Annotated in this window: 13 protein-coding genes; 10 read left to right on the forward strand and 3 right to left on the reverse strand. The window is 38.7% G+C overall.

The features are described 5' to 3' along the window. The first annotated feature begins 93 nt into the window (after window positions 1–93). Complete coding sequence (locus E6X37_RS07855) at window positions 94–510, forward strand: GNAT family N-acetyltransferase (protein ID WP_004694957.1); 417 nt, start codon at window positions 94–96, stop codon at window positions 508–510. A 101-nt stretch (window positions 511–611) separates the two neighbouring features. After that, window positions 612–1070 (forward strand): DIP1984 family protein, encoded by a 459-nt coding sequence (locus E6X37_RS07860; RefSeq protein ID WP_004694959.1) that lies wholly within the window; start codon window positions 612–614, stop codon window positions 1068–1070. A 395-nt stretch (window positions 1071–1465) separates the two neighbouring features. Here the strand turns inward: E6X37_RS07860 and E6X37_RS07865 are convergent, their stop codons facing one another. From E6X37_RS07865 to E6X37_RS07875, 3 genes are all read right to left on the reverse strand, one after another. Continuing rightward, window positions 1466–2494 carry a ribonucleotide-diphosphate reductase subunit beta gene (locus tag E6X37_RS07865; RefSeq protein WP_004698130.1) on the reverse strand — a complete coding sequence of 343 codons (1029 nt, stop codon included), beginning with the start codon at window positions 2492–2494 and terminating at the stop codon, window positions 1466–1468. Window positions 2495–2642: 148 nt separating this feature from the next. Continuing rightward, entirely contained in the window at window positions 2643–4925 is a 2283-nt protein-coding gene (locus E6X37_RS07870; RefSeq protein WP_004698234.1) for a ribonucleoside-diphosphate reductase subunit alpha, read from the reverse strand. A 282-nt stretch (window positions 4926–5207) separates the two neighbouring features. After that, window positions 5208–6767, reverse strand: coding sequence for a hypothetical protein (locus tag E6X37_RS07875; protein WP_316689732.1), 1560 nt, complete (start codon window positions 6765–6767; stop codon window positions 5208–5210). A gap of 147 nt (window positions 6768–6914) precedes the next feature. Between E6X37_RS07875 and E6X37_RS07880 the strand changes: the two genes are divergently transcribed. The 8 genes from E6X37_RS07880 to E6X37_RS07915 all read left to right on the forward strand — a co-directional run bounded on the left by E6X37_RS07880 (window position 6915) and on the right by E6X37_RS07915 (window position 19989). After that, window positions 6915–8087 carry an iron-containing alcohol dehydrogenase gene (locus E6X37_RS07880; RefSeq protein WP_316066582.1) on the forward strand — a complete coding sequence of 391 codons (1173 nt, stop codon included), beginning with the start codon at window positions 6915–6917 and terminating at the stop codon, window positions 8085–8087. Window positions 8088–8111: 24 nt separating this feature from the next. Further along, window positions 8112–8942: a hypothetical protein gene (locus E6X37_RS07885; protein WP_316066583.1), complete on the forward strand. Its 831-nt coding sequence runs from the start codon at window positions 8112–8114 to the stop codon at window positions 8940–8942. Window positions 8943–8983: 41 nt separating this feature from the next. Beyond that, window positions 8984–9850, forward strand: coding sequence for a hypothetical protein (locus tag E6X37_RS07890; protein ID WP_316066584.1), 867 nt, complete (start codon window positions 8984–8986; stop codon window positions 9848–9850). A 197-nt stretch (window positions 9851–10047) separates the two neighbouring features. Continuing rightward, on the forward strand, window positions 10048–11367 hold the full coding sequence (locus tag E6X37_RS07895) for a dicarboxylate/amino acid:cation symporter (protein ID WP_316066585.1): 1320 nt from the start codon (window positions 10048–10050) through the stop codon (window positions 11365–11367). Between the two features lie 285 nt (window positions 11368–11652). Continuing rightward, on the forward strand, window positions 11653–12690 hold the full coding sequence (locus E6X37_RS07900; RefSeq protein WP_316066587.1) for a nicotinate-nucleotide--dimethylbenzimidazole phosphoribosyltransferase: 1038 nt from the start codon (window positions 11653–11655) through the stop codon (window positions 12688–12690). A gap of 9 nt (window positions 12691–12699) precedes the next feature. Beyond that, a complete protein-coding gene (locus E6X37_RS07905; protein ID WP_316066588.1) occupies window positions 12700–14013 on the forward strand; it encodes a DUF389 domain-containing protein in 1314 nt (437 codons plus the stop codon). Between the two features lie 371 nt (window positions 14014–14384). Continuing rightward, a complete protein-coding gene (locus E6X37_RS07910; RefSeq protein ID WP_008714880.1) occupies window positions 14385–15218 on the forward strand; it encodes a MetQ/NlpA family ABC transporter substrate-binding protein in 834 nt (277 codons plus the stop codon). Between the two features lie 514 nt (window positions 15219–15732). Next, a complete protein-coding gene (locus tag E6X37_RS07915) occupies window positions 15733–19989 on the forward strand; it encodes an acyl-CoA dehydratase activase-related protein (protein WP_316591579.1) in 4257 nt (1418 codons plus the stop codon). Window positions 19990–20655: the final 666 nt, after the last annotated feature.

Consider the following 20655-nt stretch of genomic DNA (forward strand, 5'->3'; position numbering starts at 1 on the left):
AATAAAAATAAGAAGCTTTTATTGCTTATAGGATATTTCGTAATACGCCTAAATCGATTCTTATAAATATGCTTATAATCAGAAAGGGCACCTATGATTATTCAAATCTTAGATCATATAACAGAGGAAATAAAACAAATTCGTGTCGATGTATTTATAAAAGAACAAGGGTTTGAAGACGAGTTTGATGAAATCGATGAGACTGCAAAGTTTGTGCTCTTATCCATTGATGGTAAAGCGGCTGGTACGTGTCGATATTTTCCCAGTGACACAGCTGGAGATGCACATATTGGGCGTATGGCGGTACGCAAGTTGTATCGTGGACAACATTTAGGTACTAAGATCATGATGGCCGCCGAAAATGCTATTCGTCGTGACGGCTTTAAGACGTGCTCCTTGTCAGCGCAAGTACAGGCCAAACCATTCTATGAATCCCTTGGATATCGTGCTGAAGGGGACGAATACCTTGATGAAGGCTGTCCGCATGTGATGATGCGGAAAGTATTATAAGCCGTTCAATAGTGTTGTATAATAAGAATTGATGGATATATTATTATTGTACATAGTATTTTATAAGTAAATTGATATATCTTTTTGAGAGGTGAGAGTTTATGAAACTAGCAGAAGCATTACAAGAACGATCTGATTTAAATTATAAAATAAGCGATTTAGAGCTTCGCTTAACTCAAAATAGTTTAGTGCAAGAAGGGGAAGTACCGAATGAGAACCCTGAAGAACTTTTGAAAACATTAGAACAATGTGTAAATAGACTTCAAAAATTAATTGCAGATATTAATTTAACAAATTGCAAAACTATTATAGAAGGTCGATCTATTACTGAAATCATTGCCGAAAAAGATTGCGCTGCTTTGCGCCTAACTGCTTATCGAACATTGGCATCTAGCGCAGGTAGTATTAATTTCCGTGCGAGAGGGTCTGAGATTAAGCTAATGCCGACCGTGAATGTGGCAGACGTCCAAAAAGAAGCTGATCATATCGCAAAACAAGTCCGCTTATTAGACAATCTATTGCAGTCTGCTAACTGGACAACTGAATTGATTGAAAGCTAATAATAGTTGGTAGTTTGAAACAGGGTGGATACAAAAACTTTTGCTTTTACCAAGCTTATTATGAATACATTCATGGGGCGAATGAAAATCTACGGTGTAGGCCTATTTGCGCACAAATGTATTGATACAATTTACAATGTATAACCATGTGTCAACTGTAAAAACGAGGGTGGCGTTTGGGGACTATATTTCTAGCAACATATACACTGATATGATAGACTGATATGATAGTATTTTGTTTTTTTAGAGATAAATAGGAAAGCGCTGTTTAAACTTGCAGCAATTCCTCATAACTAAGGTTTAAATAATCATGAAAAAAGAGCTGATAGCGTTATAGCTATTAGCTCTTTTCTATTGGTCCGTACGTCCTTAGATATTGTATTTTATAACGTCTATTATTCTAAATCGTCAAAATCAAATGCCGCTGCTTTTGTATAGTTTGTAACTTTAGCTTCAAAGAAGTCAGTTTTTGTGCTATTCAAGTTGGAGAAGCTTTCAATCCATTCCATTGGATTTTCCTTAATTTCAGGATACAAATGAGGCAAGCCGATTGCTTCTAAGCGGATATTTGCAAGGTATTTGATGTAGCGTTCGATAAGAACGTTGTTAAGACCGAGAATTTTATCGTCAGTGATGTATTGGCCCCAAGCGATTTCATTCTCTGCACCTTGGCGAATCATGTCCGTGATTTTTGCTTCTAGTTCAGGTGTGAACAAGTCAGGACGTTCACGACGTAACTCGCGGATGATGTTTTGGAATAATACGAGGTGAGTTACTTCATCGCGGTTGATGTATTTAAAGATTGTGGATGTAGCTGTCATTTTACCTTGGCGTGCCAATGTGTAGAAGAAGCTAAAGCCAGAGTAGAAGTAAATGCCTTCTAAGATATAGTTAGCGATGATTGTATGAATGAGATTTGCTTCGCTAGGATCATCGCTGAAACGTTGGTATGCATCGGCGATGAAACGGTTACGTTCAAGCAATGTTTTATCTGTACGCCATTCGTCATAGATTTTGTCACGTGTAATCGGATTTGTTACAGTGTCCAAAATGTAGGAATAACTTTGAGCGTGAATTTCTTCTTGGAATGCTTGGATATTCAATAAGGATGCCACTTCAGATGCTGTAATATAGCGGCTCAAATTAGGCAAGTTTTCAGATTGAATGGAATCAAGGAAGTTTAAGAACGCAATGATTTTATCGAAGGCACGACGCTCGTAATCTGTTAAGTATGGGAATTGTTTAACGTCTTCGTTCAAGGAAATCTCTTCTGGAATCCAGAAGTTGTTGAGCATTGTACGGTACATTTGGTTTGCCCAGTCGTATTTGATACGATTCCACTCGCGAAGGTTTGTGGTATTACCGCCAATCATGGATTGCGTGCCACGGTCACCATGTTCGTTGAAAATCAGTTTTTTATCCATAGTAGGACTCCTTTATACAATGATGCGACCTATACGACTATAGGTCGTCATCAGATTTATAGTGCTGGTGAAAGTATCCTTCTCGAAATCGGTACTTTCTATTTATAGTGAATAGGTTTTGCAAAATATAGCAATTATATTTCCAATATTAGGAGGAGCAGCTAGTGCACTCATCCATTTCGAGGGATTGATTACGGATATAGTAGATTGTTTTAATCCCTTGTTTGTAGGCTTCTACGTAAAGGTCAAGAATTTCTTTCGCTTTCATTTGAGGCGTAATGTACAAGTTGAAAGATTGTGCTTGGTCAATATGACGTTGACGTACGCCACAAGCTTTGATGGACCATTGTTGGTCGATAGTATGCGCCTCTTTGTAGAGCCAGAATGTTTTGTCGTTCAAATCTGGTGCCGTTTTTGGTGTGAAAGAACCTTTCTTTTCTTCGATGAAGAATTTTTTGAAGATAGGGTCGATACCAGCTGTTGTATTAGCGATGTTGGATGTAGAACCTGTAGGAGCTACGGCCATCAAGTAACCGTTGCGGATACCGTATTTTGCAACATCTGCAGCGAGTTGTTTCCAACGATCAGATGTGTAGTCACGACGTGTGAAATATTCACCAGTTTCCCACTCGGAACCTTTGAAAGCAGGGTACGCACCTTTTTCTTTAGCAAGCTCCATGGAAGCTTTAATCGCATAGAATGCGATGTTTTCAAATAATTTGTCCGCTACTTCGATATGTTCATCGGATTCCCATTGGATATCATGATTTACGAGGTAGTGGTGATAACCAGATGTACCAAGACCGATAGCACGGTATTTATCAGAAGTCATGCGAGACTCTGGTACTGGTGCTTGGTTGATGGAAATAACATTGTCTAACATGCGAATTTGAAGGGCAATGTTTTCTTCCAACTCTTCGTCTGTAATGCGACCGAGGCTGATGGAGTTTAAGTTACATGTAACCATATCACCTGTGTTTGTTTTTGTAGTAATTGTACCGTCTTCGTTGATGATTTCTTCAGCAAGATTAGTGAAGCCAACGTTTTGTGCGATTTCATGACACAAGTTGGATGCGTAAATCATACCTGCATGTTTGTTAGGATTGGCAGCATTTACAGTATCGCGGAAGAAGATAAATGGTGTACCAGTTTCAACAGCGGAGCGCATGATTTTTTTCATCATATCTAATGCTGGTACTTCGATGCCGTGTAAGTTAGGATCTTGTTCACATTCGAGGTAACGTTTTGTGAACTCCTTATTGTCATCAGTATCGTAATAGTCCTCTAAGGAATAGCCCTTTACAGCCAAGATTTCATGAGGGTCGAAGAGGGTGAAGTTTTCACGAGCTAACATACGTTCCATGAAGATATTTGGAACGGAGATAGCAGGGAAGATATCGTGCGCTTTGCGACGATCATCACCATTATTTGTACGAAGTTCTACGAATTCGTAGAAGTCTTTATGCCAAATATCAAGCGTTACTGTAGCGCCGCCTTTACGTTTACCCAATTGGTCTACCGCAACTGCAGTATCATTGTACAAGCGGATCCAAGGAATAACGCCACCAGAGGAGTTTTTAAAGCCGCGGATATCGGAGTTCAATGCACGAACTTTACCAAGGTAGATACCAAGAGCACCACCGTGTTTAGATACGCGAGAGAACTTGCTATTTACGTCGTAAATGGACCATAAGTTATCATCTACACCAGAGATAAAGCAAGAGGACAATTGGTGGAATGGTGTACCAGCATTTGCCAAAGTAGGTGTAGCTGTCGTCATTTTTAATTGACTCATCAAATCGTAGAATTTCTTAGCGTATTCTACTTTATTTTCCCCTTCTACAAGAGCCAAATGCATTGCGATAGCCATGAAACGTTCTTGAGGTAATTCAAAGATTTCTTTGTTAAAACCTTTTACCAAGTAACGGTCAGCCAATAATTTGAGACCTTCATAGTTGAAGAGATAGTCGCGCTTAGGTTTGATGTAATCGCCTAATTCTTGCAATTCGTCAGCTGTGTACTCTGTAACGAAGAAGTCTGCGTATTTTTTCTCTTTTACAAGCATGTTGACTAGATTTGGGAAGTTTCCGTAGCCAAATGCTTTGTAACGACGAGTAATAGCGGCTTCTTTATAGAGATCGAACAAGAATAGGCGGGCTGCTACGAACTGCCAATCTTGGTTCATTTTATTAACTTGGTTGCCGAAGCCGTCGTCTTTTTTAGATATAACTTTTTCGATAGCTGTTTGGACTAAGGTCTTTTGAATTTCTTTAGTAGTCATGCCATCAACGAATTGCAACTTCGCATCCATTTCCAATTCTAGTGGATCACAAGAATCTAACCCCAAACATGCGAAGGCTATCATTCGTTTCGTTTTTTCAACGGACAACGGCTCGAAATGGCCATCCCGTTTCTTGATCATAATCTCCATTACTGTTCCCCTTGAGAGCAAAAAGTCATAAAACTGTTAATATAGTCGTATAAGCATATATAAGATTAGAATGAATTATATAAAATATCTTTAAGTTGAGTCTAATCAGAAAAATAAGAAAACTACTATATATGGTAGTTTTCTTATTTGGCTTATACATTATGTTACGATTATAGCGAAAAAAATCTATATATTCAATATTGACATTTGGAAATTTTTTAATATAGTTTTACAAAAAATGTCGATATGGCTGAAGATGCCTTAAATTACTAGCTTTCATAATTAATTATATAATACGCTAAAAATAATTCTTCGTGCGCTGTCTTGATATGCATAGTAGGAGTGGATTAAGAGTTTGTATCCCGTACCTTCTATAATGACTGAATCTGAAGCCGTTTTAGAAACAGTGAGAAATTTTTCATATATATGATGAACCTCGGTCACGCCATTTGGTAGAGATACCTCTAAATCAAGGCCTTCATTGATGAATCTAAAGTTGATAGATTCATAGGATGCTGTTGGTATGTCAGCTGTACTATCAGCAGGCTCACGTACTTCTAATTCGATGTTAGAAATGAATTTATTATATCCTACAAGCGAAATAATATGAGGCTCTTCAACGGCCGTAAAGCTGATAAACTGAATATTTCGTTCCTTATATATTTCCGTTTCTCCTGGTTTTGAAGAATCCCCCTGTATAATCGTCCTGCCATAGTCTGTAAAATCAGGGTTAAATGTTTCTGTAATAGGCAAGTATACGTGCCATTGACCGTCAATTTTCGTATAGTTTGTAAACTCTCGATGGGATGTGTAACCGATAAAAGGCATTAAAAGGACTGCACCTAGGGCGAGCGCCATAATCGTTGTATGGATCGATGGAGTCAAACGCTTTACAAAGGAATACAAGTTATGTGCTAAGAAGATTAGATTGAATGCGGCTACGTAAATCGTATTGAGCCAGAGTACGGGCTCATTTATTACGCGCTTGCCAATCAGGATTAAGCACAATATTGTAATCGTAATAAATAAGAAACATAGGATCCTTTGTGTCTTGCTGCTTTCACTAGACCTGAAACTAGCCAAGTAAAATAGATAGAAAATGGCTACATACGGATAATATGTGTAAAGGAACCGTGCATCTTCACGGAGGCCTAAGAGGATCAATACCAAGTAGATATTAGCTAGAATACCTGTAATGATGGAAGCTTTTGGTAGTATGATTCCAAAAACAACATTATAGAATGTATTTGGTTCTGGCGGCCCATCAAGCTCCTCTTTATAAGTGCACAGCATGGACATACAGATAAAAATATTAATAGCGGCTAGTACTTTAAAGATTAGATCATCAAAGGTAAATGGTTTGTTCAGAATGATGAAGAAAAACCATAGAGTCATGATTATGACGACATTGTACAGTGTTGATGTAACAATGGTAATACCAATCCGTTTCAGGCGATTGATGATTTCGCCGATGTAGTATTCTCCAGGCGATGTAAAATATAGAGCAATCATAGAGTACAGCCATAGATATGATATGTTTTCTGTGGCTAGCTCGATGCCTCGTATGTGATGGTACGTTTCATGAATCGTATATAGACCAACGCTGATAGCTATGCTTAATAATGTATATACTATGGAGAACTTTCGATCTCGTGTTATATATGATTGTAGTATGACGATGAAGAAATACAGCCCATAGAACCAAAGGTCTATATCGGCAAACCAATCTTGCTCTAGATAAAACGGTGTACATGAAAATACGGCAATTAATGCCAGTAATATAGGTGACTGCGTTGCTAGGTCACGCAGCGAAAACCATAAATGTGTAATTGCAGATTTCATAGATTCTCTCCCTTTATAAAAATAAATGTCCCCTCTTATCTGTAGTATACATGTTTTCTAGTGAAAGTCCTATGAGGTTTTACAGGCGTCTGAATATACATTACAATAACATTAAGATCTAGTATTTATAGAAAAGAGGTCGTTCACATGGAGTTCTCTTATTTTTTACCAGTACATATCCAATTTGGTTGGGATAAAGTCGATAGTGTTGCTGATTTTGTTAAGCATTATGGCAATAAAGCACTCATCGTAACAGGGCGGACAAGTGCCAAAAAATCTGGACTATATGACCGTGTGACAGCAAAACTTGATGCGGCACATATTGAACATGTATTGTTTGATCAAGTGGATGCCAATCCTTTAACAACGACTGCATTGGACGGCGCTACTTTAGCTAAATCTGAAAGCTGTGATATGGTCATTGCCATCGGTGGTGGCTCTATCATGGACTGTGCAAAAGGCATTGCATTTATGGCCGTTAACGATGGTGACATTAACGACTATATATTTAACCGTAAAACCAGTGATAAGGCGTTGCCTCTTATTGTAATTCCCACAACCTGTGGCACCGGCTCCGAAGGTAATGGCTTTGGTGTACTTACTAATCCCAAAACAGGAGATAAGAAATCCTTGCGTTGTAACGCCATCGTTCCGAAGGTATCCATTGTAGACCCTGCTGTAATGGGCACTATGCCTCCTCATGTATTGGCATCTGTGGGCTTTGATGCACTCTGTCATAATATCGAGGCCTATACATCTAAAACGGCACAACCTTTTACCGATGCATTAGCTCATTATGCTGTAACTTTGTTAGCACAATATCTTGTGCCTCTATATAAACATGTGAAAGCAAAGGCTGAAAGTAAATCAGCTGTTCTCAACGAAACTCAACTTACAAAAGCTTGGGAGTCCGTTACATTGGCTAGCACAATTGGAGGCATGGTTATTAATACCGCCGGTGTAACACTTGCTCATGGCATGGAACATCCTGCCAGTGGGCTTAAGGATATTACTCACGGTGTAGGCCTTGCCGTTATTGAACCTGTTGCGGTGGAATATACATGGAGTGCAAACCCTGATAAGTTTGGTGCCTTAGCTCGCATATTCAACCACGGAGATGGATCCGAACTAGGTGAAGCATTACGCTTGATTGTACATGACCTAGACCTTACTACAAACCTTACAGAACTTGGTTTTACAAAAGAAGACATTCCTTGGCTTGTCGATAACGTGTATGTCGTAGCAACCGGCAATATTGCTAATACAATGGCCAATGTGAGTCGGGAAGATATAGAAATGTTGTATAAGAAAATGTTCTAAGTATTGTCATGATAGGAGAGAGTTTTGTTTCAAGGATTTTATGGCCTATTAACGGTTATGCTATGCGTGTTGTTTGCAATTGTGGTAGCGCTATTTAACATAGCACCTATTACATACATGGTTTTTGGTATAGCCATAGTATTGAGTGTGTTACTGCAATATGGTCGCTTTAAGAAACGAACCATATCTGAAAAAGCCCATAGCCGACTAGCTTGCGGTTTATTTATTGTCATAACCCTTAGTATATCTTGGCTTGTAGCTGATTGGCTTAAGTATGATACTCAAACGACTCGTGATCAAACTGATGGTTTTGAGTTTAGTACGATGGATTGGAAACGTGGTTGGCCTGATAGTGATGAATTACCAGAAGGATTAAAGCGTCCTAGTGTACTTCCAGAAGGGATTATTAGAGCCTCAGCATCTGGTGATGACTTAGCTTGGGCGGGTGCATATCCTACGAAATATACCGTTTTAGAAGGGGACCCTGCAGTTATTGCACAGTATGAGAAAATTGCAAAGGCACAAGCTACTTATCAAGTACAAATCGATAAGCATGGTGTTTTACGTGATTTAAATACGGGAGAACGAAAAACGTCAATATCTCATCCGAGTGAATATAATATTATTGAAAGTATAAATGAAGAGCCAATAAATCTACCTAAGCGAGATTTTGTTGAATGGTTGCGCTTTGCACCTAGAAAAGAAACAAAAACGGTGGTTAATCAAAGTACTAGCTCCGTTCGTAATCATAGACTATATGTATTTGTAGATAATGGTGATATAAAAAGGCCTCATTTTGTAGAACTGTTAATCAATGATGATGGGACTCGAGCTGTGTTTTATCAGTCGAATTAAAATACTTAAGACTTTTACAAATTCGATTGTAGAGAGTGTATATGCGACAGTGTTTAATGTATTTAAAGAATTTGTTTACTGAGCCTCCATATAGAAAAAGTATATGGTTCTTTATAATTATTTGGGTACTAACATTTTTGTTTTCGGATGAGATATCATATTCTGGGTTATACTATCTGATTTTGTTAGTAGCTACGATTGTGTTATTGTTTGAAAAATGTGGAGTAATTGATAGTGAGAAAGCTATACGAAAAAGATTTTTAACATATTTTTATGTAATCTTTTTTCTGTGTATGCTTCCCACATTAGCTGTTAATTTAGCATTTTCTGCTATAGGGGTATCTCATTATGATACAAAACAGTGGCACTCTACATGGCCCTCATCTAAAGCGGGGTATATTCCGGCTCCATTACAAACACCTAAGTCTTTACCAGAGAGCTTGAAAGTGGTTTCTTCTGCTGAGGTAATTGGATTGGGTGGGAGTTATAGTTGCTTGGTATTAGATGGTGATGAAGCTACTATTTCACAGTATGAGGAAACTGTTAAATCTCATGCTTGGTATTCGTTTGTAAATGGCAGGAAAAATGATAGTACCTTTAAAGCACTTAATTCATTTACATATCCAAAGGATAGAAATTTATTAGTTAGTGACGTGAATGAATATTATGAGATTATTACCGTTCAACGACAAAACTGGAAATTATTTCCCTGGGTAATTGATGGTACACAGAGTATCGGTGATGATCCTAAGGAAGATTATTATTATAGTACTCGGATATCAGCTGAGAAATATATAGTATATGTTGTTTACCATAACTTTGATCATGATCAGCCTAGAGTCATTTACTTTATGTTTAATCCAGAGCGAACGCGAATGATTACTGTAGATATAGATATGTATCATTAGTTTTTATTAGAATGTCTATAAAAAATTGAAATAATACTTGAATATATTATAATGTGTTCAAATATTGGAATTGACAATTTTAAATCATATCTCTATAATGTGAATTAAAGAGAGACTCGGATATTCACTGTCCCAGCCCTAGGGCTGGGGTTTCTTTTTATAGTCTCATATAGTTTAGTTTGTAGAGAGGTGTTATCATGGCAGATCAAAACAACAAAAATGTCGATGCCCTAGCGCAAGAGATTACCTTGAAAAGTCGTGGACAAGGAAAATTGCGTCAGTTCATTTTATGGATGGGAGCTCTCATCATAGGCGCTATCTTAGGATGGCAACATATTCCGGCTTTAAATGAGCTCTTTAATTTTATTGCAGCGATCTTTACCCGTTTGTTTCAATTTATCGCAATTCCAACCGTATCCTTAGCAGTAATTACTACATTATCCATGCTAGGTGCTAAAAAGGATACAGGTCGTATCTTTGGTCATGCCGTAGTGTATACTTTGCTAACCACGATTTGTGCAGCAGCTGTAGGACTTGGCTTATTCCTGTGGATTGCACCAGGTAATTTGCCAATTGATGTAATCGGTGCCGGTGCGGCTCAAGTGCCTGAAAAACTTGGCAATGTTACGTATTACGATCATTTCTTATCTGTTATTCCAAACAATATCTTGCAACCATACTTACAAGCCAATGTATTGTCTGTAATGTTTATTTCTGCTTCCGTTGGTTTAGCCTTTGCGTTCATGCCACGCACTGAAAATCGTGAAGCGGTGTTGAAAGTCTTATTTGGTTTACAAGAATTACTATTTACATTGATTAAAGCATTACTTTATGTATTGCCAATCGGTATCCTCGCCTTTGCAGGTCAATTATCTGCGCAAATCGAAGCGGGCGTAATTGTTGGTGCTTTAGGTAAATATACGGCTGTTGTTATCGGTGGTAACTTGATCCAATTCTTTATCGTAATTCCATTGTTCTTGTTATTCCGCGGTTTGAACCCTGTGGATGTATTCCGCAAAATGTCCCCAGCCGTAGCCGTTGCGTTGTTTACTAAATCTTCTGCTGCAACATTGCCTGTTACATTAGCATCTGCTGAGGATAATTTGAAAGCTCATCCTGCAGTAGCTCGTTTCGTATTGCCAATTTGTACAACTATTAATATGAATGGTTGCGCAGCTTTCATTCTTGTCACATCTTTATTCGTAATGCAAAATGCGGGAATGGAATTGACTATGGGCACAATGGTGGCCTGGTTATTTATTGCTGTTCTCGCTGCGATTGGTAATGCGGGCGTTCCAATGGGTTGTTATTTCTTAACCTTATCCTTGATGAGTTCCATCGGTGCACCAATTGGTTTGCTTGGTATCATCTTGCCAATCTATACGATTATCGATATGATTGAAACCGCTGAAAACGTATGGTCTGATGCATCTGTATGTGCCATGGTTGACCATGACCTTCAAGGTAAATTGGACGACTCTAGTGGCGACGATATGCCTCAATTCCAAGGTGCTTAATTCTAGAGGGAAAAGAAGCGTAAGAAATACATCATTATATAGATAAAAAAGGTTATCCTGTAAGGGGATAACCTTTTTTATCTACTAGAGTAGTTGTAATTGTGTAATGATAATTTCGATTAGAAATAATGCCGTTAGAATACTATATTTCAAAACTAAATTATACTTCTAAAAACTAATAATAGTCACATTACTAGATATGCATTTTATGTTATACTTTCAGATAGAATAATATCGAATTAATAGAAGGCTAGTTGGCATATTAGGTGCGGATTAGAGAATAAAATGAAAGATAAGTCAGTATTACCGATAGAGAAACAATTAAATAAATTTCTCCAACCAAAATGCCTTATCCCAGGTGGTCTTGGTTTATGGGAAATATATTTCCGTAAGATTTGTACGGCATGGGGCGAGATTAATGGTGAAATTCGACCACAGCATATCATATTTTCTGCCGATAATGGTTGCAATATAGAAGGCTATGTGGGCTATAACTATGAGGTGACACAAAAGCAATCCCGTAATATGTTACTCGGTCGCTCGTCAGCCACACAATTTTGCAACTTTAATAATATTCCTTATGAGGTCGTGGATGTAGGCATTGCCTCAGATGATGGCATCGGTGTGAATCGCAAAGTAGCGAAGGGTACAAAGAATATTTTGAACCATCCTGCCATGGCTGAGGATGAATTTAATAGCGCCTTTCAAGCTGGATATGAACGGATTCAACATTATGTAGAACAAGGAATCAATCTGTTCTCCTTTGGTGAAATGGGCTTGGGTAATACAACAACCTCTGCTTGTGTTTTGTCTGCATTAACTGGAGCTAAGCCAACGGAAACCGTGGGCCCTGGTTCCTGGCCAGACAAACCAGAGCTGATGAAGCGTAAAATTGATTTTGTTCGGTCTGTTTTAGAGCATCATAAGAACAATATGGCTTCTGAACATGAGCCTGACCGAGTTCGTAAAATCGTAGCTCATGTTGGGGGCTTTGATATTGCCGCTATTCTTGGGGCGATGCTAGCTTGTGTAGATTTTGAAAAGCCTTTTGTTATTGACGGCTTTATAACATCTGTGGCAGCTGCTTGTGCAACGCACATAAACGCTCGTATTAAGGACTATGCATTGCCATCGCATTATTCTAAAGAAAAAGGTACGGAAATCGCTTTGGCTGAGGTGGGGATCACTCAAGACATGGTTCCTATTCAAGCACAAATGTCGATGGGAGAAGGCACGGGGGCCATCTTGATGGTTCAAATGCTAAAAACAACGCAGCATATGTTTGTAAATGTGGGCACCTTTGCAGAGCTGATGAAATTATAAGGAAGAAGAATGGAAATAAATAAATACTTTGATATACATTTTGAGCGAGCCGATGATGCAACCATTGCTAAAAGGTTGATAGGTGGGGCTAAGATTAAGGGACCTGCTTTGGTTATCCTGATCCTCTCCATGTTTATTGCCTCTATTGGGTTGAATATGAATAGTACAGCCGTTATTATTGGTGCTATGCTTATATCGCCGTTGATGGGACCGATTCTAGCAACTGGCTTTGGCTTCGCTACGCTTAATTTTACAGTTGTGAAAAGTGCTATTTTAAGATTGTCCTTACAGATTATGATTGCTGTTTTGGCATCTGCTTTATATTTTTATATTTCCCCCGTTCAGACAGTTACATCTGAACTATTAGCGCGTACAGAACCGAATATTTTTGATGTATTCATTGCTATATTTGGTGGGTTAGCTGGGATTATTGGTCAAACGCGTAAGACCTTAGATAATGTCATACCAGGGGTAGCGATTGCGACTGCACTTATGCCACCACTGTGTACGGCAGGATATGGACTGGCTAATGGAAATTGGCATTATTTCTTTGGGGCTGGGTATCTATTCTTTATAAATGCATTTTTCATCTTCTTTGCATCTTTTATTGTTTTAAAAGGTGTATATAGTTTGCCATCCCATAAGCAAGCAGAAGAGATTAATCGTCGTAATCAGCTAATATTTCTTGTGATTGGTCTTATTATGGCTATACCAAGCATTTATGCAGGCTATGATATGACCATCAAGTATTCTGAGTCAAATCATATAGAGCAGTTTATTAAGACCAATATTAATCAAGATGGGCGTCGACTAGTGATTGATTATTCATTGGACCGAGTGAATAAGCTAGTAGATATAGTAGTTGTAGGAGCTCCTGTGACTTCAGAGGAACGATCCCAGTTGGATGATAAATTACAGAAAGACGAGTATTTGCAGTCTTATGCAGTGCGATTTGTTAATAGTGTAGATGAGAAAAAATCTGCTGTGGATAAGACGAGCTTGAATAAAGCCTCGGAGGATCATGAAAAATATACAAACTTGAGTAATCTGTACCAGCCGACTTATCAACTAGTAAGTGAAACTATAAACACTATGAAAACGACAGAAGCTGAAGCAAAGGCGTTATTCCCGTTTGTAAGCAGAGTGGAAGGCATGCCTTTGATAGATAATTTAGAACAGCCTAAAGCGAATCGCTATATGGTGATTATCCATACCGCGTCCACTGTATCTGATGCAGATTCGGAACGAATAAAAGCTTGGTTAGAGGCTAAATTATCAGCACCTGTAACTATTTCTGTGGAGCAAACAACGTCAACTTTATAATTGAATCTTTTGATTTTGATTAGATTGTTTATTATATAGAGCGATATTTATAACGGTACTAAGTTTGATTGTACCTATTAGGTATATTACCTAGTAGTACGGGGAATCATCTTAGTACCGTTTTTATGTACTTGGCATAGCTAAATGTAATTACTCTTATCTTGCTATAGTTTAAAGTTATATCCATGGATATATAAAAACTATTATACGAGTAGGATTTAAATTGCTATACTAACCACATCGAAATTATTAAATAATTAAATGTAGATACAGTGTAAGAATATATAGATTTATTAACATATCTACGTGTGTTGTATACGCATGAGTCCTCGTCAATAGATGTAGGTGTTCATCGTAGATAGGAGGATTACATGAAAAAATGGTTAGCATTAGCAGCGACGGCCGTACTAGGCGCGTCCTTATTGATTAGTGGTTGTGGTTCTTCCACAAATGACGCAAGTTCCAGCAGTGCTGGTAGTTCTAAAGCAGAGGTGTTAAAAGTGGCAGCAAACCCCGTACCTCATGCTGAGATCTTAAATCAAATTAAACCTTTATTGGCTAAGGAAGGTGTAGATCTTCAAATCATTGAATTTACAGACTACATTCAACCAAACATGGCATTATCTAGCCATGAAGTAGATGCAAACTTCTTTGCTAACGTGCCTTACCAAAATAACTTCAATAAAGATCATGGTACAAACTTCGTAAGCTTTGCACCAGTTCACATCGAACCATTAGCTATTTACTCTCAAAAAATTAAAGATTTGAAAGATTTGCCTAATGGCGCAAAAGTAGCGATTCCATCTGACCCGACAAACAGTGCTCGTGCACTTCTCTTGTTGCAAAGTGCAGGTCTTGTCACATTGAAAGACCCAACTGGTTTGACTAACACACCGTTTGATGTGACTAGCAACCCTAAAAACATTCAAATTACAGAGTTGGAAGCAGCTCAAATTCCTCGTTCCATTCAAGACTTAGATGCAGCTGTAATCAATGCTAACTATGCATTGCCAGCAGGTCTTAATCCTACAAAAGATGGCTTATTCGTAGAAAAAGCGGATTCTCCATATGCAAATCTTCTTTCCGTAAACCCTGGTGATGAAAATAAACCAGCTATTCAAAAATTAGCTAAAGCATTACAATCTCCAGAAGTTAAGAAGTTCATCGAAGATCATTACAAAGGGGCTATTATTCCAGCGTTTTAATCAATGATCGTTAATAACATATATGTATTTAATACAATACTCTCTCATGACATAACTTTATAGATACGAATAAGATATACTATCTTATGAACTAACCCCCAAATTGGAATCCATTTTGGGGGTTAGTTTTTATCTATTGCATATTGTCTAATGCAGTTAATATATTTGATTTGTCCTGTTATGTTGCAAAAGTTACGTTATTTTTCATTGTAAAATGGTATAATATTTTTTACATCCTATTATATATATGACTTTGTAATTTAAATCTTAACATATTTTCTATAACATTTTAGATATAGAAATAACTTAGATTTTAACTGCTGTTGTTGTATAATAAAGATAGGATATTTAAAAATTTAGATATTTTGGTGAAAGTATTATATCCTTATCTAATTTAATTTTTATTTTAGATGCTTAGTACAGTATATATGTTGTACATATTACATGTGAGACTTTCACAAAAATAAGTATGGTCACTTAGGTGGTCATACGGTCGTTAAAAAGAGAGGTATTTATGCAGCACATGCTACGCATGGGGATTGACGTGGGGTCTACAACGGTTAAAGTTGTATTATTGGACGAACACGATAATTATTTGTATAAAAAGTACATACGCCATTATGCAAACATATTGGACACAGTATATACCTTGCTACAAGAGGCTCAAGTTGGTCATGAAGACGCTCTTGTTCATGTATGTATTACTGGTTCTGGTGGGATGGCTATGGCCGAAAAGGTGCGCATCCCATTCGTACAAGAGGTGATTGCTGAAACGCGAGCTGTAAAAGCCCTCTATCCAGAAACAGACGTTATCATCGAACTTGGTGGTGAAGATGCGAAGGTTACGTATTTAGGTCAAACTGCGGAACACCGTATGAATGGTTCCTGTGCTGGTGGTACGGGTGCTTTTATCGACCAAATGGCGACCTTATTGCAGACAGATGCATCTGGTCTTAATCAATTAGCCATGAATGCTGATACGATTTATCCAATTGCGGCACGTTGTGGCGTATTTGCTAAAACAGATGTACAAGCTTTGTTAAATCAAGGCGCATCTCATGAAAATATTGCAAAATCCGTATTCCAAGCAATTGTAAACCAAACGATTGCTGGCCTTGCATGCGGACATAAAATCGAAGGTAATGTAGCATTCCTTGGCGGTCCATTGACATTCTTATCCGAGTTGCGCCAATGCTTCTGCGATACTTTAGAGTTGGATGAAGCGCATCGCATTATCCCTGAGAATGGTGAGTTGTTCATTGCTTTAGGGGCGGCATTGATGAAAGATGAGTGCCGTGAGATCACTGTCGGTCAATTGACAAAGGAAATCGGTGCACTTATCGGTATTCCTATGGAAGCTACAGACCGTGTCGATCCGCTATTTAAGAATGAACAAGAATTAGAAGAATTTCGTGCTCGTCACGCTAAGGCGGTAACGCCAAAAGCGAATATTGAGGATGCTCAAGGTCCTTGTTATCTTGGGATTGATGCTGGTTCTACTACGCTAAAGGTAGTACTCATTAATAGTAATAAGGAAATTATCTTCTCTCACTATGGTCCTAACCATGGTAAACCGTTAGAAAAATCTCGTGAAATCATCGAGAAAATATATGAATTATTGCCAAAAGGCGCCTATATTGCACACTCTGGCGTAACCGGCTACGGTGAGGCCTTTCTTAAACGCGCCCTCGGCATCGATATAGGCGAAGTAGAAACGATGGCTCATTATCGTGCGGCTCGATTCTTCTGTCCTGATGTATCCTTTATTTTGGATATTGGCGGTCAAGATATGAAATGCTGTAAGGTTCGTGATGGGTATATCGAAGATATCGTGTTGAACGAAGCTTGCTCATCTGGTTGCGGCTCTTTCATTGATACATTTGCATCTGGTCTACGAATTCCAATCGATCAATTCGCAAAAGAAGGGTTATTGGCACCTATGCCAATCGACTTAGGCTCTCGTTGTACCGTATTTATGAACTCTAAGGTTAAGCAGGCTCAAAAAGAAGGTGCTACGGTACAAGATATCGCGGCAGGTCTTGCTTATTCTGTAATTAAAAATGCCCTTTATAAGGTTCTCAAGGTGAAAGACCCTAAAGAATTAGGCGATCATATCGTTGTACAAGGTGGTACGTTCTATAACGAATCTGTTTTGCGTGCCTTTGAGAAATTGATGGGCGTAGAGGTGATTCGCCCTGATGTATCTGGTTTGATGGGTGCATACGGTATGGCTCTTCTTGCCGCGGAAACGGCGGAAGAGTTGCAAAAGGGTGAAAGTACATTGCTAGATAGTGAAGGCCTTAATTCTTTACAAGTATCTACGACAATGCGCAATTGTGGCCTTTGCCCAAATAACTGCATGCTTACTATTAATGCCTTCTCCGATGGTCGTACGTACGTAACGGGTAACCGTTGTGATCGCGGTGCTGGCGATATGATCCAAGAGAAACGTAAACCAGTTCCTAACTTGGTAGATGTAAAATTACGTCGTTACTTTGATTACTACTTGAAGAAAAACATTCCAGAGTTTGAAGGTAAAATGCGTGTAGGTATTCCTCGCGTTCTCAACATGTATGAGGACTTCCCATTCTGGTTTACATTCTTCAATAGCTTGGGTTATGAAGTAATCCTTTCAGATTATACGACTAAGGATCAATACAATAAGGCTATCGATACGATTCCATCCGATACGGCTTGCTATCCAGCAAAAGCTGTTCATGGTCACATTCGCGACTTAGCGAATGCACAGGTAGACTTTATTTGGTACCCTTGTATTCAACATGGCCCTAAGGAATTTAGCCGCGACAATAATTACCATTGTCCAATGGTTATTTCCTATCCAGAACTTATCAAAAATAATATGCAAGAGGTTTTGGGCGATACTCCGTTCCACGTACCATTCTTGCCGCTAGCTGATAAAAAAGCCCTTGTTCCGGCCCTTGTGAAAGCATTGGATTTCTTAGGCGTAAAGAAGAAGGATATTGCTAAGGCTGTAGACCTCGCTTGGGAAGAGCAGGAAAACTGCAAAGCGTCTTACCGTGAAACGACAAAGAAAACTGTGTCTCGCCTCGTGGCAGAACAAATTCCGACAATCGTATTGGCTGGCCGTCCATATCATTTAGACTCCGGTATTAACCACGGTATTCCTGAACTTATTACATCTCTTGGTATGGCTGTTCTTACAGAAGATGGCGTTGCCCCATTAGGCAATGAAATCAAGCATTTACGCGTTGTAGACCAATGGTCCTACCATAGTCGCCTATATCGTGCCGCTGAATTTGTAAGTAGAACTGAAGGATTCCAAATTGTAGAGCTTAACTCCTTTGGTTGTGGATTGGATTCTATCGTAGCAGATCAGGTAAAAGATATACTTTCAGCAAACCACAAAATCCATACCTTGCTCAAAATCGATGAAGGTACAAACCTTGGAGCCGTGACAATCCGTTTGCGATCCTTGCAATCTGTAATGGAACGTAGTTTGCGTCGTCATCATAATCCTGAGGCGCCGGAAGAGGTAGTGGTAGAGAAATTACCAACTTACGATTACAATCGCGTTGTCTTTACAGAAGAAATGCGTAAGACTTATAAAATCTTGGTACCACAAATGTCACCATTGCATTTTAGCCTCTTAGAGCCAGTTCTCAAAAATGAAGGATATGACTTTGAAATGTTGCCAGCGCCTACGCGTGACGATATCGAAGTGGGTTTAAAATACATTAATAATGATGCATGTTACCCAGCGATTATCGTTGTAGGGCAGCTCATGTCCGCACTATTATCCGGTAAATATGATGTAGATAAGACGGCTGTTATCATCTCTCAAACTGGTGGTGGTTGTCGTGCTACAAACTACATCGGTTACTTACGTAAAGCATTGATTGATGCTGGTATGAAACAAGTACCTATTCTATCTCTTAATGCGAGTGATATGGAACGCCAACCAGGCTTTAAGTTGACAAAAGGTTTCTTACATCGCATGATTCAAGCTGTTGTATACGGTGATGCGCTCATGCAATGTGTTCTTGCCACACGGCCATACGAGACAAATCCTGGTTCTACCGATGCATTATGTGATTATTGGATTAAAAAATTACGTGATAATATTACATCTGCCAGTCTTCGACAATATAATAAGTACATCAAAGAAATCATCCATGATTTTGATAACTTGCCAATTAATAAAGATGTACAAAAACCTCGTGTTGGTGTCGTAGGGGAAATTTACGTTAAATTCCATCCAAGTGCTAACAATCATATTAATGAGCTTATCGAAAAGGAAGGCGGCGAAGTCGTTACATCTGGCTTGCTAGATTTCTTCTTGTATTGTGCAATGGATAGCACATACCGTGCTAAGCACCTTGATGGTACATGGCTATCTGGCTTCTTTGGTACATTGGCTCGTGAAGCCCTTGAGCTCTACCGCTTGCCATATGCAAAAGCCGTAGCAGCGTCAAAACACTTTGACCCGCTACAACGTATGACAGAAGTAGCAAAAGAAGCAGCTCAATTCATCGGACTTGGTAACCAATGTGGTGAAGGCTGGTTCCTCACAGGCGATATGATCGACCTCATCGAAAAAGGAGCTAAACAAATTGTATGCTTACAACCATTTGGTTGTTTGCCGAACCACGTAACAGGTAAAGGTATGGTGAAAACACTATCCGCTGCCTACCCAGACGTGCGAATTGCGGCTATCGACTACGATCCAGGATCCAGTGCGGTTAATCAAGCAAACCGATTGAAACTACTACTATCGACAATGTTCGAGTAAGTAGTTAGTGTATTGCGAATTTTTGCTAAACTAATAGTTGTGTAACTCGATGGAGCTACTGTAAATAAGTGATAAGGTCTCTTACATTTTATAATGGGGCCCGAATACAACTGCATATTACTAGTATAGAAAAAATACAGCCCTCTCTTGGCTCAGTACGTCACTACGTTCCGTAAAATCGCTGCAGAGAGGGCTGTATTCTTTTCTATATACGCTAATTATGAAGATGTCCCATTATAAAATGTAAATGATTCAATCTACTGTATATCTAATAGCTCCATCGTTTTTTTATCTCATTATTCACAAAAAATTCGCAATACATCTAACGGAAAAAGAGGAGAGAGGGCTGTGTTCTTTTCTATAAACGCTCGCTATGAAGATGTCCCATTGAAAATATAACTGGATAGAGGAGGGGGGAGAAATGTGGAGATGTGCCTATGGCACATCTCCTTTCTCCTACAATCAGTTGTGTAGGTGGTTTTCGTTATTATGCCTAGGTGTTTGTAGAGTTAAAGAATTAATCTATTTTGAAATATGCTTGTAAAGTCCCACAATGGGACGCCTTCACAGGTAGTATTAATATAAATAAGATCCCCCTTTACGAAGCGATTTTACGAAGTACTGAGCAAGGAAAGGGGGATCTTATTTATATACTAATATTATTCT

The sequence above is a fragment of the Veillonella parvula genome (assembly GCF_032550495.1).
GTDB classification, from domain to species: Bacteria; Bacillota; Negativicutes; order Veillonellales; family Veillonellaceae; genus Veillonella; species Veillonella parvula_G.

Coding starts and splice junctions, on each gene's coding strand:
- E6X37_RS07855 (WP_004694957.1), top strand. CDS start 94: ATGATTATTCAAATCTTAGATCATATAACAGAGGAAATAAAACAAATT.
- E6X37_RS07860 (WP_004694959.1), top strand. CDS start 612: ATGAAACTAGCAGAAGCATTACAAGAACGATCTGATTTAAATTATAAA.
- E6X37_RS07865 (WP_004698130.1), bottom strand. CDS start 2,494: ATGGATAAAAAACTGATTTTCAACGAACATGGTGACCGTGGCACGCAA.
- E6X37_RS07870 (WP_004698234.1), bottom strand. CDS start 4,925: ATGGAGATTATGATCAAGAAACGGGATGGCCATTTCGAGCCGTTGTCC.
- E6X37_RS07875 (WP_316689732.1), bottom strand. CDS start 6,767: ATGAAATCTGCAATTACACATTTATGGTTTTCGCTGCGTGACCTAGCA.
- E6X37_RS07880 (WP_316066582.1), top strand. CDS start 6,915: ATGGAGTTCTCTTATTTTTTACCAGTACATATCCAATTTGGTTGGGAT.
- E6X37_RS07890 (WP_316066584.1), top strand. CDS start 8,984: ATGCGACAGTGTTTAATGTATTTAAAGAATTTGTTTACTGAGCCTCCA.
- E6X37_RS07895 (WP_316066585.1), top strand. CDS start 10,048: ATGGCAGATCAAAACAACAAAAATGTCGATGCCCTAGCGCAAGAGATT.
- E6X37_RS07900 (WP_316066587.1), top strand. CDS start 11,653: ATGAAAGATAAGTCAGTATTACCGATAGAGAAACAATTAAATAAATTT.
- E6X37_RS07905 (WP_316066588.1), top strand. CDS start 12,700: ATGGAAATAAATAAATACTTTGATATACATTTTGAGCGAGCCGATGAT.
- E6X37_RS07910 (WP_008714880.1), top strand. CDS start 14,385: ATGAAAAAATGGTTAGCATTAGCAGCGACGGCCGTACTAGGCGCGTCC.
- E6X37_RS07915 (WP_316591579.1), top strand. CDS start 15,733: ATGCAGCACATGCTACGCATGGGGATTGACGTGGGGTCTACAACGGTT.